This is a genomic window from Pseudomonas sp. R28(2017) (genome assembly GCF_002112505.1).
GTDB lineage: Bacteria > Pseudomonadota > Gammaproteobacteria > Pseudomonadales > Pseudomonadaceae > Aquipseudomonas.
In genome coordinates this window covers 1-15,821 of record NZ_NEHW01000009.1, presented here as the reverse complement: position 1 = coordinate 15,821, position 15,821 = coordinate 1, and the positions used below count along the sequence as shown (strand labels likewise).

The following is a 15,821-nucleotide window of genomic DNA, read 5'->3' as shown; positions in this document are numbered from 1 at the left end:
TGTTTCTGTCATGAAAGCCCGTACATGAAAAAGGGCCCCGGAGGGCCCTTTTTTGCTGCGCGTCCTGATCTTATTGACCCGGAATGTCCTTGCGCAGTTTCACCGGTTCATGTTCCTTGCCCTGCTTGCGCGCCATGGCGGTACGCATGCGGATGTTGATCGCCTCCACGGCCAGCGAGAAGGCCATGGCGAAGTAGACGTAGCCCTTCGGCACGTGTACGTCGAAAGATTCGGCGATCAGCACGGTACCGACGACGATCAGGAAGGAAAGTGCAAGCATCTTCAGCGAAGGGTGCTTGTCGATGAAGTCGCTGATGGCGCCGGCGCAGGCCATCATCACCAGCACTGCGACGACGATCGCGGCAATCATCACCGGTACGTGCGAGACCATGCCGACCGCAGTGATCACCGAGTCCAGCGAGAACACGATGTCGATGATTGCGATCTGAATGATGGTGTAGAGGAACTTGCCGCCAGCACCCTTGGGCTCGTCGGCGCTCTCCTCCTCGCCTTCCAGGCCGTGGTAGATCTCTTGCGAGCTCTTCCACAGCAGGAACAGGCCGCCGCAGAACAGGATCAGGTCACGCCCGGAAATACCCTGGCCGAACACCACGAACAGGTCGGCGGTCAGGCGCATGACCCAGGTGATCGACAGCAGCAGCATGATGCGGGTGACCATGGCCAGGGCCAGGCCGAAGATCCGGGTGCGCGGCTGCATGTGCTTGGGCATGCGGCTGACCAGGATCGAGATCATGATGATGTTGTCGATCCCGAGGACGATCTCAAGTGCCGTCAGGGTAAAAAAGGCAACCCAGATTTCCGGGCTGGTCAGCCATTCCATGTGTATTCCTTCAAACGATAAAGGCGATGCCCCCCAGCAGGGGGCATCGCGATGGGTGATGCGTGTTAATTAAAGACTACTGAACAGCGGGAAAATGCCCATCAGCAGCGCGGCGAACATTATGCATAGGCACACCAGCACTGCCCACTTGAGTGTGAAGCGCTGGTGATCGCCGAACTCGATACCGGCCAGGGCCACCAGCAGGTAGGTCGAAGGCACCAGCGGGCTGAGCAGGTGCACCGGCTGCCCGACGATCGAGGCGCGGGCCATTTCCACCGGGCTGATGCCGTAATGGCTGGCCGCTTCCGACAGCACCGGCAGCACGCCGTAATAGAAGGCGTCGTTGGACATGAAGAAGGTGAACGGCATGCTGACGATCGCGGTGATCACCGCCAGGTACGGGCCCAATGCTTCAGGGATGACCGCCAGCAGGCTCTTGGACATGGCCTCGACCATGCCGGTACCGGACAGGATGCCGGTGAAGATACCGGCGGCGAAGATCAACCCGGTCACGGCCAGCACGCTGCCGGCGTGGGCGGCGATGCGGTCTTTCTGCTGCTGCAGGCACGGGTAGTTGACGATCATGGCGATACTGAAGGCGATCATGAACAGCACCGGCAGCGGCAGCACGCCGGCGATCAGCGCGACCATCAGGGCGGCAGTCAGGGCGCCGTTGAAGTAGATCAGCTTGGGGCGGCGCGCCTCAGGAAACTGCGACACGCTGATCTCACTGTGGTCGATGTCGTCGGTCGGCAGGTGCAGTTCACCCAGGCGGGCACGCTCGCGCTTGCCGTAGAGGTAGGCGATGGCCAGGATCGCCAGCACACCAAAGACCATGGCCGGGATCATCGGCACGAAGATGTCCGACGGGTCCACATGCAGGGCGCTGGCGGCGCGGGCAGTCGGGCCGCCCCACGGGGTCATGTTCATCACCCCGCCGGCGAGGATGATCAGGCCGGCCATGATCCGCGGGCTCATGCCCAGGCGGCTGTACAGCGGCAGCATGGCAGCGCAGCAGATCATGTAGGTGGTGGCGCCGTCACCGTCGAGCGAGACCACCAGGGCCAGCACGGCGGTGCCGACCGAGACTTTCAGCGGGTCGCCCTTGACCAGTTTGAGGATCTTGCGCACGGCCGGGTCGAACAGGCCGGAGTCGATCATCAGGGCGAAGTAGAGGATGGCGAACATCAGCATCACCCCGGTGGGCGCGAGCTTGCTGATGCCTTCGAGCATCATCGGGCCGATCTTGGCGGAAAAACCGCCGAACAGGGCGAACAGGATCGGTACCAGGATCAGCGCGATCAAGGCCGACAGGCGCTTGGTCATGATCAGGTACATGAAGGTGATGACCATGGCAAAGCCGAGGAAGGTCAGCATGGCAATACTCCAGGTGTGGCGCGGCGAAAGAGAAGTCGACTCGGGCGGATCAGCGCGTTTGGCGCTGCACGGGGAGCATGCGGAGGGGGGGCACGGAAAGGCGGGCGCAGGAATACATCAGAATCACCATTGTTGTTGTTGATGGGCCGGGCGCGGAAATTTCCGGGTGCCCTGGCTGACCGGTCTTGTGCCGGTAGTGGGGGCTATCCTAGGGGGGCAAGCTTTCAGCCAGCTTTCGCCGGGAAAACGGCGACAGGAGGTAGGTGATGCAGGATTCAACCGAGGGTGGCTGCCATTGCGGCGCCCTGCGTTATCGGTTGCAGGGTGACCTGACGGATGTTGCCCATTGCCATTGTTCCATCTGCCGGCGCGTCAGCGGCGGGTTGGTGGTGACCTGGGTCACCCTGCCCCGCTCGGGTTTCCGCTGGTTGGCGGGTCGGCCGCAGTGCTATGTGGCGCCGGCCAGCTGCAAGCGGTATTTCTGTGGGGAGTGCGGGGCGCATGTGGCGCTGGTGACCGAGCATAGCCCGGGAAGCATCGATGTGACGGTGGCGACGCTGGACCATCCGGAGCGGGTGCCAGCCAGGCGGCATATCTGGACTGACAGCCGGTTGCCCTGGCTGCATCTGGATGAGCAGTTGCCTGGGGAGGCGGAGGAACAGTTATAGGCCCTCCTCGCGGGCACACCCGCTCCAACAGGATCACCACAAGCCCGAAACCTGTGGAGTACCTGTGGGAGCGGGCGTGCCCGCGAAGAGGCCGGTACAGGTGCTAAGGCAACTGCAGGCCGCCAGCTGCCTTGTGCAATGCCCGCAAATGCTCGCCAATGTGCTTCACGTTGGCCTCGACCGCAGCAATTTCCTTCGCCCGGGACGGCTCCAGCAGCGCCCTCACCTCTTTGTCCAGGTCGGTACTCAGGCGCAGCAGCTTGGCCTGGCGCTCGGCGCTGACCTGCTCCAGTTGCTTGCGCTCTTCTGGCTGCGGCAACCCATAGCCCTTGGCATCCAGCAACTCGGCCGGGCGGCTGAGGAAGCCGCTGTTGGCGAGCATCTGCTTCAGGGTTTCGTCGGCCTTGTTGATGCTGCCGTCCTTCAGCGCTGCAGCGTTCAGGTAACGCTGCTTCACTTCGTCCTGAGCCAGCAGCAGTTGCCGGCGCAGGCTGGCCTGCTCGAGCAGCAGCAAGGCCGCGCTGGTGCGCAGGTCGGCCTTGTCGAACCAGGGACGTCGTTGCTCCGCATCCTGGGCCAGCCAGTCCTCGACCTCGGTCTGCTTGATCGGCAGCTGCTTCCTCAGCACATCGAACATGGCCTGGTAGCGGTCGCGATAGGAGTCGAAGCGGTAACCCAGGCGCAGGGCTTCGCGCGGGTCGTCGAGCACGCTGGTATCGGCCAGCGCCCTGCCCTTCAGCACCGCCAGCAAGCCATTAGGCATGATGCTGTCGAGGTCGTTGAGGCGTGGGTTGGCAGTGCCGCTGCGCAGCAATTTCAGCGACTCCACGGCACAGTTGTTGGACAGGAACCAATAGTTGCCGTCGTAGCTCCAGTGCATCTCGGCGGCCTGGCGTACCAGGTTTTCGATCTCGTCGCGGTTGAGCTTGAGTGGTACCGAGGCCAGGCTGCGCAGTTCAGTCTTGGTGTATTCGTCGATCACCTGGCCCAGCGGCAGCACGAACAGCCGTGAGGGATAGGTGCCGACCAGGCCGTCCCAGCTGGACAGCTGCACATCGTTGACGAACGCACGGTAAGACAGCACCAGGCTCTGGTCGAGGTCCAGGCGGCAGTCCGGCCCAAGTGGGCGACCGGGTTTGCATATCACCAGGCGCAGCATGCTGTGGCCCCAGCGGCTGACCAGGTTCTGGTTGGCTTCAGCCAGCAGGAAGTCGACCTGATAGACCCGCTCGGGGTCGATCTCGCCCAGCGGCTGACGGGCAAAGTCACTGCCGGCATTGATGAACGGCAGGCCCTTGGCGCAGGTGGCCTGCTGTGGCGCCCAGCCGAAGTGGTCACGCAGGTACCGGTTGAGGGCTGGCCGACGGCAACCGTAGCTCGGGTCGAGGAGGAAATACTCCATGTTGACCGCGATGTATTCCTTGGGGCTGCTCAGTTCATAACTGTCGGGGCTGCGCATGAACTGGGCGTTGTGCTGCTCACGCTCACCACGGCGGCCGACGTATTGCGGCCAGCCGGCCAGGTCGAGCAGGCGCGGGTCGTCGCTGAGGGTAAAGCGGCGTTCGGCTTGACCGCGGCATTCTTCCATCTGGCCGATCTTGCCCAGCGTGCCTTGCTGGCGCGCGCAGCGGGCGATCAGCGAGCGCTCGGCGCTGGGCCACAGGCGGGCGCGATCGTAGAGGTGGGTCAGTTCGTGCAGGACGGTGGCCAGCAGCTCCTCGCGAACGGTGCCATGGGGGCGGTTGGTGCGCTCGGTGGCGGCACTGCCGTCAGTCAGGCCGGGCAGCAGGCGGCGGTTGAGTTCGAGGGTCGATACCAGCGAAGCCTGGCCATAGGCATCGGCTGGCATGTTGTCGCTCCAGCTGACCCGGACGCGCCGGTCAAGCTGTTGCTTGAATCGTGGGGGCAGCTTGCCCATGGCCTCGTCGAGCAGGGCCTGGCTGGCTTGGGTCTGTTGCGGGTCGAGGCCAGCCGCCTGCAGTTCGAGCTGCAGGTCGGCCAGGGCGGGCGTGCCCAGCAGCGTCAACGCGCAGCCGAGCAGCCAGGCACGCACGCGGTTCACAGCGCGAGGATGGCTTCGGCCAGTACTTGGTCGCTGGCGTCGCGCGCTTCAGGTACGCGCTCGCGCAGGGTGCTGAAAGCGGCTTCGAGCTGCGCGCCACGGATATCACCATTGCTGGCGACGAAGCTGGCGGCGTCATCATGGGCTTCGCGCACGACTTTCGCGTCGCGGATCGAAGTGGTGGTGTCCGAGGTGAAATCGATCGAGCGGCCAAAGGCGCGCACGATGATGTTGCTGGTGGCCACCAGGGTCTGTGCATGGGCCAGGTCGGCCAGCAGCAACATGCCGAGGGTAGCGGCAATCAGCGGTTTACGCATGGAGCATCTCCGAAAAATACAGGGAGTCAGGTGTGGTTATTGGACGAGAATTGCTTCTGCCAGTTCAAGGTCGCCGACGGAGTGCCGGGCGCAGTTGTGGCGCAGCGAGTCGAGTGCCGCTTCCAGGCGTGCACCGCGGATCAGGCCATCGCTGGCAACGAATGCCGCAGCATCGTCGCGGGCCTGCCTGACCAGTTTGCGGTCGAAGGGGGCGGCAGTGACCTGGCTGGTGACGTAGCCGGTGATGACCAGGCCTTGGGTGGTGGTGTCCATGGCGTGGGCGCTGGCCATGCCAAGGGCGGTGAGCAGCAACGGCAACAGATAACGCATGAGCATTCTTGATGGCTGGGGAAATGAACGGCAAAGGCTACCTCAGGTGCGAGAGCCGAAGCCAACGCACCTGATTGGCAACCCTTGATCAGATCGCGAGGATGGCCTGAGCCAGCTGCGCATCACTGGCTTGCAGCTGTGGCAGGGTCGAACGGATGTGCAGGAAGGCGCTTTCCAGCCGCGCACCACGAATGGCGCCTTGGGTGCCGACGAAGCTGGCGGCGTCATCACGAGCGGCCTGCACGATCTTGTCATCGCGGAACGACGAAGTCAGGTCGGAAGTGGCGTCGGTGGACGCGGCGAAGGCGCGTACCACGGCATCAGTGGTGACAACGAAACTGCTGGCATGGGCGGTGCCGGCCAGGCCGAGCAGCAGGGCGGCGCCAATCAGGTATTTACGGGACATATTCTTGGACTCCTGGACAGGGTTCTGCTTTGTCGGACGCTTGCACAGCTCGTCGCGGTACGTTTTTGACAGCTGGTTCTACCAGACTGTTTAGCGAAGCGTATCACGCGGTGCTGTTTCTGGATGTTAATGAGCGCCGTAACGGGCAACTGTTATGGTCTTTTTTTCTAGATTAAAAACTGTGCATGTCGCGCGTTGAGCGCTTTTGGGACGCGGCTTGCGGGCAATAAAAAACCCGCTGCAGTCGCCTGCAACGGGTTGGGGAATTCGCGGTGCCGGCCGCAGCCGGCGAACCGGAGCTTAGCGCCAGAACGGCTTGCTCAGCTCTTCGTAACGCTGCGACTCGCTGATACCGGCGTCGGCCAGCAGGCGGGCGTCCAGGCGAGCCAGTTGACGGCGGCTGGCCATGCGGCGCTGCCACAGCAGCAGGGTGGAAATAGCGCGCAGTGGCAGGGAAGCCTGGGACTGCTGGGCGTTGCTTTCAAAAACCAGACCGGAACTGAGGGTACGTTCCATGATGTTTCATCCTTCCGCTTATGGCGGGATTAGGTAGTGATTTAACTGATGCCAATGATCCTCCTCTGCTGTCCATAACAGTAGATACAGTTCATGGGTAAGTCGATGGGCCAGTTAACTGTTTAACCCGACTGTTGCACTCGAAATAGGCGGAACTGTACTGGTCTGCACTGAGGTGGTGCGTTTTTGGTCAGCGTTGGAGATTCATGGGGCGGGAAGGCCTGAAATTAGCAGTACAGTAGTACAGTTTTTTCTGGGGATCGAGCGAAGTGTTCAGGCGGGGGGTGGTTTGACTGTACTGGCCCTGTCGCCGGCGTGGCGACGACAAGGCCCGTACAGATGAAGCGAACGGATCAGCTGGCGAGCATGCGCCCGGTTTCTTCCAGGTTTTCGTGCCAGCTCAGTGCTTCGCGCAGGATGTGCGGGGTGTGGCCGCCACGCTGGCAGGCGCGATCGAAGTAATCGTTCAGCGCTGCGCGATAGTCCGGGTGCACACAGTTGTCGATGATCGCCCGAGCGCGCTCACGCGGAGCCAGGCCACGCAGGTCGGCCAGGCCTTGCTCGGTGACCAGGATGTCGACGTCGTGTTCGGTATGGTCAACGTGGCTGACCATCGGTACCACGCTGGAAATGGCGCCGCCCTTGGCGATCGACTTGGTGACGAACACCGCCAGGTGGGCGTTGCGGGCGAAGTCACCCGAACCGCCGATGCCGTTCATCATCCGGGTGCCGCAGACGTGGGTCGAGTTGACGTTACCGTAGATGTCGAACTCCAGCGCCGTGTTGATGCCGATGATGCCCAGGCGGCGGACCACTTCGGGGTGGTTCGAGATTTCCTGTGGACGCAGGACCAGCTTGTCCTTGTAGCGCTCCAGGTTGCCGAACACGTCGGCATTGCGGCGGGTCGACAAGGTAATTGAACTGCCCGAGGCAAAGCTCAGCTTGCCGGCGTCGATCAGGTCGAAGGTCGAGTCCTGCAGCACTTCGGAGTACATGGTCAGGTCTTCGAACGGCGACTCGATCAGGCCACACATCACCGCGTTGGCGATGCTGCCGATACCTGCCTGCAGCGGGCCCAGCTTGTTGGTCATGCGGCCAGCTTCCACTTCTTTCTTCAGGAAGTTGATCAGGTGGTCGGCGATGCCCTGGGTTTCGTCATCCGGTGGCAGCACGGTGGAAGGCGAATCCGGTTGATCGCTGATGACGATGCCGACGATCTTGGCCGGGTCGATCGGGATCGCGGTGCTGCCGATGCGGTCGTCGACCTTGACCAGCGGGATGGGCGTGCGGGTCGGGCGGTAGGTCGGGATATAGATGTCGTGCAGGCCTTCGAGGTTGGCGTTGTGCGACAGGTTGATCTCGACGATCACTTGCTTGGCGAAGATCGCGAAGCTGGCCGAGTTGCCCACCGAGGTGGTCGGCACGATGTGGCCCTGCTCGGTGATGGCCACGGCTTCGATGACCGCGATATCCGGCAGCTTGAGCTGCTGGTTGCGCAGCTGCTCGACGGTTTCCGACAGGTGCTGGTCGATGAACATCACCTGGCCGTCGTTGATGGCCTTGCGCAGGGTGCTGTCGACCTGGAACGGCATGCGACGGGCCAGCACACCGGCTTCGGTCAGCTGCTTGTCGAGGTCGTTGCCCAGGCTGGCGCCGGTCATCAGGCTGATTTTCAGTGGCGACTGCTTGGCGCGTTCGGCCAGGGCATGCGGGACAGCCTTGGCTTCGCCGGCGCGGGTGAAACCGCTCATGCCGACGGTCATGCCGTCCTCGATCAGGCCAGCGGCATCAGCCGCACTCATTACCTTGCTGTGCAGGGAGGACAAGCGGATACGATCACGGTACATGGATTGTTATCTCGGGCTACTGAAACTACTGCAGCGCAGTCTAGAGATTTCGCCCATTGCCGTCCCACGACCATGGTCGTATGAGAAGCCTTGAAATAGAGCCGTTGATCCGGATCAACAAAAGAAAAGCCCCGGCAGATTCTGACCGGGGCTTCCTTTATATCAGCGGGTTTGCAGCAGCCGCTGTCACTCCACTGCTTTGACCATGTCTTCGATGACCTTCTTCGCGTCACCGAACACCATCATGGTCTTGTCCAGGTAGAACAGTTCGTTGTCCAGGCCGGCATAGCCGCTGGCCATCGAGCGCTTGTTGACGATGATGGTCTTGGCCTTGAACGCCTCGAGGATCGGCATGCCGGCGATCGGCGACTTCGGATCGTTCTTCGCCGCCGGGTTGACCACGTCGTTGGCGCCCAGCACCAGCACCACGTCAGCCTGGCCGAATTCGGCGTTGATGTCTTCCATCTCGAACACCTGGTCGTACGGCACTTCGGCTTCGGCCAGCAGGACGTTCATGTGCCCGGGCATGCGCCCCGCCACCGGGTGGATCGCGTACTTCACGGTCACACCGTTGTGGGTCAGTTTCTCGGTCAACTCCTTGAGCGCGTGCTGGGCACGGGCCACCGCCAGGCCGTAGCCCGGGACGATGATCACGCTGTCAGCGTTGCTCAGCAGGAAGGTAGCGTCGTCGGCCGAGCCGGACTTCACCGGGCGCTGCTCTTTCGAACCTTGCGCCGCGCCGGCATCGGTATCGCCGCCAAAGCCACCGAGGATGACGTTGAAGAACGAACGGTTCATCGCCTTGCACATGATGTACGAGAGGATGGCACCGGACGAACCCACCAGGGAGCCTGCGATGATCAGCATCGAGTTGTTCAGCGAGAAACCGATACCAGCCGCCGCCCAGCCCGAGTAGCTGTTGAGCATCGACACCACCACTGGCATGTCGGCGCCACCGATCGGGATAATGATCAGCACACCCATGATGAAGGCCAGGACCAGCATCAGGGTGAAGGCACTGTAGTGGCCGGTGAAGGTGAACAGCAGGCCCAGGGCGATGGTGGTCAGGCCGAGGATCAGGTTCAACTTGTGCTGGCCGGCAAACTGTACCGGTGCGCCCTGGAACAGGCGGAACTTGTACTTGCCCGACAGCTTGCCGAAGGCGATCACCGAACCGGAGAAGGTGATGGCGCCAATGGCCGCACCCAGGAACAGTTCCAGGCGGTTGCCGGTGGGGATCGGGTCACTGATGGCAGCAACGATGCCCATCGACTGCGGCTCCAGCACGGCAGCGATGGCGATGAACACCGCAGCCAGGCCGATCATGCTGTGCATGAAGGCGACCAGCTCAGGCATCTTGGTCATCTCGACGCGCTTGGCCATGATCGAACCGGCGGTACCGCCGACCAGCAGGCCGACGATCACGTAGCCGATGCCGGCAGTCGCCCCGCCGTTACCAACAGAGAGGGCCCCAAGCTTATAGATGAGGCCAACCGTAGTGAGAATAGCGAGCCCCATGCCGATCATGCCGAACAGGTTGCCGCGCCGCGAAGTGGTCGGGTGCGACAGGCCCTTGAGCGCCTGGATGAAGCACACCGAGGCGACGAGGTAGAGGAGCGTTACCAGATTCATGCTCATGCTTACTTCTGCGCCTCGTTCTTGGTTTTCTTCTTGAACATCTCAAGCATGCGGCGGGTGACCAGGAAGCCACCGAACACGTTGACCGCAGCCAGGGCCACCGCCAGGGTGCCCATCAGCTTGCCAGCCGGGGTGACGGTCAGGGCCGCCGCCAGCATGGCACCGACGATGACGATCGCCGAGATGGCGTTGGTGACCGCCATCAACGGGGTATGCAGCGCCGGGGTGACGTTCCACACCACGTGGTAGCCCACATAGATGGCCAGCACGAAGATGATCAGGTTGTAGATGCCATGGGAAATCAGCATGTCTTCCATTGTCGTGCTCCTTAGCCGTTCTTGCGGACGACCTGGCCATCGCGGCACATCAGGCAGGCCGCGACGATGTCGTCTTCGAGGTTGATGACCAGTGCGCCGTCCTTGTCGAACAGCAGCTTCATGAAGTCCAGCAGGTTGCGCGCATACAGCGCCGAGGCATCAGCGCCCACCTGAGCCGGCAGGTTGGTCGGGCCGACGATGATCACACCGTTTTCCTGTACCACCTGGTCGGCGACAGTCAGCGGGCAGTTGCCGCCCTGGGCTGCCGCCAGGTCGATGACCACCGAGCCGGGTTTCATCTGTGCCACGGTTTCGGCGCTGAGCAGCGTCGGTGCCTTGCGGCCAGGGATCAATGCGGTGGTGATGACGATATCCGCCTGCTTGGCGCGTTCGTGCACTGCCTGGGCCTGGCGCTGCATCCAGCTGGCCGGCATCGGCCGGGCATAGCCGCCAACGCCTTCGGCGCATTCACGTTCCTCATCGGTCTCGTACGGCACGTCGATGAACTTGGCGCCCAGCGACTCGATCTGCTCCTTCACTGCCGGGCGTACGTCGGACGCCTCGATCACCGCACCCAGGCGCTTGGCCGTGGCAATGGCCTGCAGGCCGGCAACGCCCGCCCCGAGGATCAGCACGCGCGCGGCCTTAACGGTACCGGCGGCGGTCATCAGCATGGGCATGAAGCGTGGGTAGTGATGGGCGGCCAGCAGCACGGCCTTGTAACCGGCGATGTTGGCCTGCGACGACAGCACATCCAGGCTTTGTGCCCGAGAGGTGCGAGGCGCGGCCTCCAGGGCGAAAGCGGTAATCCCGCGTTCGGCCATCTTGCCGATCAGTTCGTTGTTGAAGGGGTTGAGCATGCCCACCAGGAGGCTGCCACTGTTGATCAGGGCCAGTTCCTGGTCGTTGGGAGCGACCACCTTGAGTACCAATTGGGCGCCGTAGGCATCGGCTGCGTTCCCCAGGGAAGCGCCCACGGCCTCATAGGCACTGTCCGGAATGCTGGCGTTGAGCCCTGCCCCCCGTTGGACGGTGACCTGATGGCCCTGGCCAATCAGTTTCTTGATGGTTTCCGGGGTCGCAGCGACCCTTGTCTCACCGGTCTGCGTCTCGAGAGGAACACCAATGTGCACGACTATTTCTCCTGCGGTGACCTTTTGTCTTTTATGGAAACCAGCACACTGCGGATGGCGCGCTGGGGCGGCTGTTGAGCGCCGAGCCCGCCGAATCCAGGGCGGGCGAAGCATTTTGCAGACGAACCCAGGGGCCTTCAACCGGTTATGGAGCGAAACGAAGTCAAAACTACAAGTCACCCTGTGACCGTATGTCGCAAGCAATGAGCTGCAGCCCGTCAACCATGGGCTATTGGCAGATTAGGGGAAAATTTGAAATTTTTTGCGATGATTTCGCGGATGGGCTCGTGAATGTCGTAAAACCCTCTGAAAGCCGCGTGTTTAGCGGCTCCGATGGGGTTTTTCGATTCACCTGAACAGTTTTCTGTAATGCGACAAAAACGTATATCTGTAGGTGTTTAAAATAATTGACTACAAGGGTAGGTCAGCGTTTTCGCCTTTGTGCGAGGCGGTGTAGAGGTGCGCCTGGCTCACCAGCCAGTCGCGGAAGGCCCGGAGCGAGGCGGACTCCACCTTGCGTTCGGGAATCATCAGATAGTAGGCCTTGTCGCTGGACAGTGCGTACCTGTTAGCGACCACCAGCCTGCCCTCCTCCAGTTCCCGCTGGATCAGGAACGGCGGGATCAGCGCGATGCCCATCTCGTGCATGGCCGCCTGGGCCAGCATGGAGAATAGTTCATAGCGCGGGCCTGTCATGTCCCCGGCGATGTTCAGGCCCAGGCCATTGAACCACTGGCGCCAGGCGTAGGGCCGGGTGGTCTGCTGCAGCAGCGGCAGGCTGGCGATGCGCTGGGCGTCGAGCATGCCCTGCCCGCCCAGCAAGGCCGGGCTGCACACTGGCATGGGGTTCTCGCCCATCAGGCGGTGGGACTGGGTACCGGACCAGTCGGCATCGCCGAAGTAGATGGCGGCATCGAACGGGGTGTCGGCGAACAGGAACGGGCGGGTGCGGTTAGTCAGGTTGACGGTGACCTCGGGGTGACGCTGCTGGAAGTCCTTGAGCCGTGGCAGCAGCCATTGGGTGCCGAAGGTGGGCACCACGGCCAGTTCGATCACGTTGGCGCCCTGCTGGCGCATCACCGACAACGTGTCGCGCTCCACCGCATCCAGCTGCGCGGCGACCTGCCGACTATAGGAAAGCCCGGCTTCGGTCAGTTTCACGCCACGGCGTGAGCGCCTGAACAGTTCGACATTGAGGAACGCCTCCAGCCCGGCGATCTGGCGACAGACGGCGCCCTGGGTCAGGGCCAGTTCCTGGGCAGCCTTGGTGAAGCTCTCGTGGCGTGCGGCCGCTTCGAAGCAGACCAGTGCGGTGGTGCTGGGGATCTTGCGGCGCATGTACGTCAACCTCACTCGTAGGGCCATGAATATGGCGATTTCAAGTATTTCGGAGTGACAAAATATCACTGATACGTGCGCAATCCTCGTTTGTCGTGGTGCCGGATCAGGCCTAGGATCAATGGCACAAGAAACCGCTCCCCTATTTCGAGGATTTCGCTCATGGCCGGTAAAGCAAGCTTCAACTGGATCGACCCGCTGCTGCTGGATCAACAGCTCACTGAAGAAGAGCGCATGGTGCGTGACAGCGCTTATCAGTTCGCCCAGGACAAGCTGGCCCCGCGCGTGCTGGAGGCCTTCCGCCACGAACAGACCGACCCGGCGATCTTCCGCGAGATGGGTGAAGTGGGCCTGCTCGGTGCGACCATTCCCGAGCAATACGGCGGCAGCGGCCTGAACTATGTGTGCTACGGCCTGATTGCCCGCGAAGTGGAGCGTATCGACTCCGGCTACCGTTCGATGATGAGCGTGCAGTCTTCGCTGGTGATGGTGCCGATCAATGAGTTCGGTACCGAGGCGCAGAAGCAGAAGTACCTGCCCAAGCTGGCCTCCGGCGAGTGGATTGGCTGCTTTGGCCTGACCGAGCCTAACCATGGCTCCGACCCGGGTTCGATGATCACCCGTGCCAGGAAGGTCGATGGCGGCTATCGCCTGAGTGGCAGCAAGATGTGGATCACCAACAGCCCGATCGCCGATGTGTTCGTGGTCTGGGCCAAGGATGATGCCGGCGATATCCGCGGCTTCGTGCTCGAGAAAGGCTGGCAAGGCCTCAGTGCTCCGGCGATCCACGGCAAAGTTGGCCTGCGCGCGTCGATCACCGGTGAAATCGTCATGGACAACGTATTCGTCCCTGAAGAGAACATCTTCCCGGATGTGCGTGGCCTCAAAGGTCCGTTCACCTGCCTGAACTCGGCGCGCTATGGCATTTCCTGGGGTGCGCTGGGCGCTGCCGAAGCCTGCTGGCACACCGCTCGCCAATACACCCTGGACCGTCAGCAATTTGGTCGCCCGTTGGCGGCCAACCAGCTGATCCAGAAGAAACTGGCCGACATGCAGACTGAAATCACCCTGGCCTTGCAAGGCTGCCTGCGCCTGGGGCGCATGAAGGATGAAGGCACTGCCGCGGTGGAAATCACCTCGATCATGAAGCGCAACTCCTGCGGCAAGGCCCTGGACATTGCCCGCATGGCCCGTGACATGCTCGGCGGCAACGGCATCTCCGACGAGTTCGGTGTCGCGCGCCACCTGGTCAACCTTGAGGTGGTCAACACCTATGAGGGGACCCATGACGTGCATGCACTGATCCTCGGGCGTGCCCAGACCGGCATCCAGGCCTTCTACTGATAAGGAGCCAGTCCATGGGCGCGCTATCTCATCTGCGGGTGCTGGACCTCTCCCGTGTGCTGGCGGGACCTTGGTCTGGCCAGATCCTGGCGGACCTCGGTGCTGACGTGATCAAGGTCGAACGCCCGGGCAGTGGCGATGACACACGCGCCTGGGGGCCGCCCTTCCTGAAGGATGCCCAGGGTGAGAACACCAGCGAGGCGGCCTATTACCTTTCGGCAAACCGCAACAAGCGTTCGGTGACCATCGACTTCACTCAGCCCGAAGGCCAGCGCCTGGTGCGCGAGCTGGCGGCCAAGTCGGATATCGTCATCGAAAACTTCAAGGTCGGTGGGCTGGCGGCTTATGGGCTGGATTACCCGAGCCTGAAGGCGATCAATCCCAGGCTCATCTATTGCTCGATCACTGGCTTCGGCCAGACCGGGCCGTACGCGAAGCGCGCGGGTTATGACTTCATGATCCAGGGGCTGGGCGGGCTGATGAGCCTGACCGGTCGCCCGGATGGGGAGGAAGGTGCCGGGCCGGTGAAGGTGGGCGTTGCACTGACCGATATTCTTACCGGGCTGTACTCGACCGTGGCGATTCTGGCTGCCCTCGCCTACCGCGATCAGCATGGCGTTGGTCAGCACATCGACATGGCGCTGCTGGATGTGCAGGTGGCTTGCCTGGCCAACCAGGCAATGAACTACCTGACCACGGGCAACCCGCCGCGGCGGCTGGGCAATGCTCACCCCAATATCGTCCCTTACCAGGACTTCCCGACGGCGGATGGCGATTTCATCCTTACCGTGGGTAACGATGGCCAGTTCCGTAAGTTCGCCGAGGTGGCTGGGCAGCCGCAGTGGGCAGATGACCCGCGCTTCGCTACTAATAAGCAGCGAGTAGCGAACCGGGCCGAGCTGATTCCGCTGATTCGCCAGGCGACGGTATTCAAGACCACTGCCGAATGGGTGAGCCAACTGGAGGCGGCCGGGGTGCCATGCGGGCCGATCAACGATCTGGCGCAGATGTTCCAGGATCCACAGGTGCTGGCTCGGGGGTTGGCGGTAACCGTGCCCCATGTGCTGGCTGGAAGCGTGCCCCAGGTGGCCAGTCCGATTCGGCTGTCCGAAACGCCTGTGGAGTACCGGCGTGCGCCGCCGCTGCTGGGCGAGCATACCGAAGCGGTGCTGGGTGATGTGCTGGGGATGGATGCCGATGCGGTAGGGCGTTTGCGCAGCGCTGGCGTGCTCTGACCCTTTATGGAGCTGCTAAAGAGCGGGGAGGCCGCCAGGCCTCCCCGCTTTGCTTTTCTGCGATATTGAAGTTTGTTGAAATTAAGGGTTGACGCGCTTTCGAATCCCCTTATAATGCGCCCCACTTCCGACGTAGTCGAAACGGAAAACTCCTTGAGATTCAAAGAGTTGGACGATTCAGGTAGTATCGGAAGTGCTTCGATCGAATGATTGACAGCGGTTGAGATGAAGGTTGACAGCGGTTTTAAACGCTGTATTATTCGCCTCCCGCTACGAGAGATCGCGGCGAGTCAAGTGTTTGAAGCTAAACGAGTTTCTCGCAAAAAACTTCAAAATAAACGCTTGACAGCAAATGAGGAAAGCGTAGAATGCGCGCCTCGGTTGAGACGAAAAGCTCTTAACCAAACGCTCTTTAACAAATCGAATCAAGCAATTCGTGTGGGTGCTTGTGA

16 protein-coding genes are annotated in these 15,821 nt (G+C 62.0%); 4 read left to right on the top strand and 12 right to left on the bottom strand.

Going from position 1 to position 15,821, the window contains the following annotated elements; translation table 11 throughout:
• Positions 1 to 70: 70 nt before the first annotated feature.
• Both CAF78_RS16610 and CAF78_RS16605 read right to left on the bottom strand, forming a co-directional pair.
• Entirely contained in the window at positions 71 to 841 is a 771-nt protein-coding gene (locus tag CAF78_RS16610; RefSeq protein WP_085676644.1) for a TerC family protein, read from the bottom strand.
• A gap of 69 nt (positions 842 to 910) precedes the next feature.
• Positions 911 to 2,218: a CitMHS family transporter gene (locus CAF78_RS16605; RefSeq protein ID WP_085676645.1), complete on the bottom strand. Its 1,308-nt coding sequence runs from the start codon at positions 2,216 to 2,218 to the stop codon at positions 911 to 913.
• Between the two features lie 266 nt (positions 2,219 to 2,484).
• Here CAF78_RS16605 and CAF78_RS16600 point away from each other — a divergent pair, with 266 nt between their 5' ends.
• On the top strand, positions 2,485 to 2,886 hold the full coding sequence (locus CAF78_RS16600; protein ID WP_085676646.1) for a GFA family protein: 402 nt from the start codon (positions 2,485 to 2,487) through the stop codon (positions 2,884 to 2,886).
• A gap of 103 nt (positions 2,887 to 2,989) precedes the next feature.
• Here CAF78_RS16600 and CAF78_RS16595 read toward each other — a convergent pair whose 3' ends face one another.
• From CAF78_RS16595 to CAF78_RS16550, 10 genes are all read right to left on the bottom strand, one after another.
• Positions 2,990 to 4,948: a DUF4105 domain-containing protein gene (locus CAF78_RS16595; protein WP_085676647.1), complete on the bottom strand. Its 1,959-nt coding sequence runs from the start codon at positions 4,946 to 4,948 to the stop codon at positions 2,990 to 2,992.
• Positions 4,945 to 5,265, bottom strand: coding sequence for a DUF2388 domain-containing protein (locus CAF78_RS16590; protein ID WP_085676648.1), 321 nt, complete (start codon positions 5,263 to 5,265; stop codon positions 4,945 to 4,947). The genes CAF78_RS16595 and CAF78_RS16590 overlap by 4 nt, the downstream gene beginning before the upstream one ends.
• A 36-nt stretch (positions 5,266 to 5,301) precedes the next feature.
• On the bottom strand, positions 5,302 to 5,595 hold the full coding sequence (locus CAF78_RS16585; protein ID WP_085676649.1) for a DUF2388 domain-containing protein: 294 nt from the start codon (positions 5,593 to 5,595) through the stop codon (positions 5,302 to 5,304).
• A gap of 88 nt (positions 5,596 to 5,683) precedes the next feature.
• Positions 5,684 to 6,001: a DUF2388 domain-containing protein gene (locus CAF78_RS16580; RefSeq protein WP_085676650.1), complete on the bottom strand. Its 318-nt coding sequence runs from the start codon at positions 5,999 to 6,001 to the stop codon at positions 5,684 to 5,686.
• 300 nt (positions 6,002 to 6,301) lie between these two features.
• On the bottom strand, positions 6,302 to 6,517 hold the full coding sequence (locus CAF78_RS16575; RefSeq protein WP_054884336.1) for a DUF1127 domain-containing protein: 216 nt from the start codon (positions 6,515 to 6,517) through the stop codon (positions 6,302 to 6,304).
• A gap of 353 nt (positions 6,518 to 6,870) precedes the next feature.
• Positions 6,871 to 8,364 carry an acetyl-CoA hydrolase/transferase family protein gene (locus CAF78_RS16570; RefSeq protein ID WP_085676651.1) on the bottom strand — a complete coding sequence of 498 codons (1,494 nt, stop codon included), beginning with the start codon at positions 8,362 to 8,364 and terminating at the stop codon, positions 6,871 to 6,873.
• Positions 8,365 to 8,550: 186 nt separating this feature from the next.
• Complete coding sequence (locus tag CAF78_RS16565; RefSeq protein ID WP_085676652.1) at positions 8,551 to 10,002, bottom strand: NAD(P)(+) transhydrogenase (Re/Si-specific) subunit beta; 1,452 nt, start codon at positions 10,000 to 10,002, stop codon at positions 8,551 to 8,553.
• 2 nt (positions 10,003 to 10,004) lie between these two features.
• On the bottom strand, positions 10,005 to 10,319 hold the full coding sequence (locus tag CAF78_RS16560) for an NAD(P) transhydrogenase subunit alpha (protein WP_003256966.1): 315 nt from the start codon (positions 10,317 to 10,319) through the stop codon (positions 10,005 to 10,007).
• An 11-nt stretch (positions 10,320 to 10,330) separates the two neighbouring features.
• Entirely contained in the window at positions 10,331 to 11,452 is a 1,122-nt protein-coding gene (locus CAF78_RS16555; RefSeq protein WP_085676653.1) for a Re/Si-specific NAD(P)(+) transhydrogenase subunit alpha, read from the bottom strand.
• Between the two features lie 411 nt (positions 11,453 to 11,863).
• Positions 11,864 to 12,790 carry a LysR family transcriptional regulator gene (locus tag CAF78_RS16550; protein ID WP_085676654.1) on the bottom strand — a complete coding sequence of 309 codons (927 nt, stop codon included), beginning with the start codon at positions 12,788 to 12,790 and terminating at the stop codon, positions 11,864 to 11,866.
• 162 nt (positions 12,791 to 12,952) lie between these two features.
• On the opposite strand from CAF78_RS16550, the gene CAF78_RS16545 reads away from it, so the two are divergent.
• From CAF78_RS16545 to CAF78_RS28655, 3 genes are all read left to right on the top strand, one after another.
• Positions 12,953 to 14,134: an acyl-CoA dehydrogenase gene (locus tag CAF78_RS16545; RefSeq protein WP_085676655.1), complete on the top strand. Its 1,182-nt coding sequence runs from the start codon at positions 12,953 to 12,955 to the stop codon at positions 14,132 to 14,134.
• 14 nt (positions 14,135 to 14,148) lie between these two features.
• Positions 14,149 to 15,369 carry a CaiB/BaiF CoA-transferase family protein gene (locus CAF78_RS16540; RefSeq protein ID WP_085676656.1) on the top strand — a complete coding sequence of 407 codons (1,221 nt, stop codon included), beginning with the start codon at positions 14,149 to 14,151 and terminating at the stop codon, positions 15,367 to 15,369.
• A gap of 225 nt (positions 15,370 to 15,594) precedes the next feature.
• A partial coding sequence (locus CAF78_RS28655; RefSeq protein ID WP_218189784.1) for a hypothetical protein occupies positions 15,595 to 15,821 on the top strand: 227 nt, incomplete at its 3' end.

What these genes read in the sequence shown, in the direction of transcription:
- CAF78_RS16575 (WP_054884336.1), bottom strand. Translation starts at nt 6,517, where the DNA reads ATGGAACGTACCCTCAGTTCCGGTCTGGTTTTTGAAAGCAACGCCCAG.
- CAF78_RS16540 (WP_085676656.1), top strand. Translation starts at nt 14,149, where the DNA reads ATGGGCGCGCTATCTCATCTGCGGGTGCTGGACCTCTCCCGTGTGCTG.
- CAF78_RS16605 (WP_085676645.1), bottom strand. Translation starts at nt 2,218, where the DNA reads ATGCTGACCTTCCTCGGCTTTGCCATGGTCATCACCTTCATGTACCTG.
- CAF78_RS16550 (WP_085676654.1), bottom strand. Translation starts at nt 12,790, where the DNA reads ATGCGCCGCAAGATCCCCAGCACCACCGCACTGGTCTGCTTCGAAGCG.
- CAF78_RS16570 (WP_085676651.1), bottom strand. Translation starts at nt 8,364, where the DNA reads ATGTACCGTGATCGTATCCGCTTGTCCTCCCTGCACAGCAAGGTAATG.
- CAF78_RS16585 (WP_085676649.1), bottom strand. Translation starts at nt 5,595, where the DNA reads ATGCGTTATCTGTTGCCGTTGCTGCTCACCGCCCTTGGCATGGCCAGC.
- CAF78_RS16610 (WP_085676644.1), bottom strand. Translation starts at nt 841, where the DNA reads ATGGAATGGCTGACCAGCCCGGAAATCTGGGTTGCCTTTTTTACCCTG.
- CAF78_RS16545 (WP_085676655.1), top strand. Translation starts at nt 12,953, where the DNA reads ATGGCCGGTAAAGCAAGCTTCAACTGGATCGACCCGCTGCTGCTGGAT.
- CAF78_RS16560 (WP_003256966.1), bottom strand. Translation starts at nt 10,319, where the DNA reads ATGGAAGACATGCTGATTTCCCATGGCATCTACAACCTGATCATCTTC.
- CAF78_RS16580 (WP_085676650.1), bottom strand. Translation starts at nt 6,001, where the DNA reads ATGTCCCGTAAATACCTGATTGGCGCCGCCCTGCTGCTCGGCCTGGCC.
- CAF78_RS16600 (WP_085676646.1), top strand. Translation starts at nt 2,485, where the DNA reads ATGCAGGATTCAACCGAGGGTGGCTGCCATTGCGGCGCCCTGCGTTAT.
- CAF78_RS16590 (WP_085676648.1), bottom strand. Translation starts at nt 5,265, where the DNA reads ATGCGTAAACCGCTGATTGCCGCTACCCTCGGCATGTTGCTGCTGGCC.
- CAF78_RS16565 (WP_085676652.1), bottom strand. Translation starts at nt 10,002, where the DNA reads ATGAGCATGAATCTGGTAACGCTCCTCTACCTCGTCGCCTCGGTGTGC.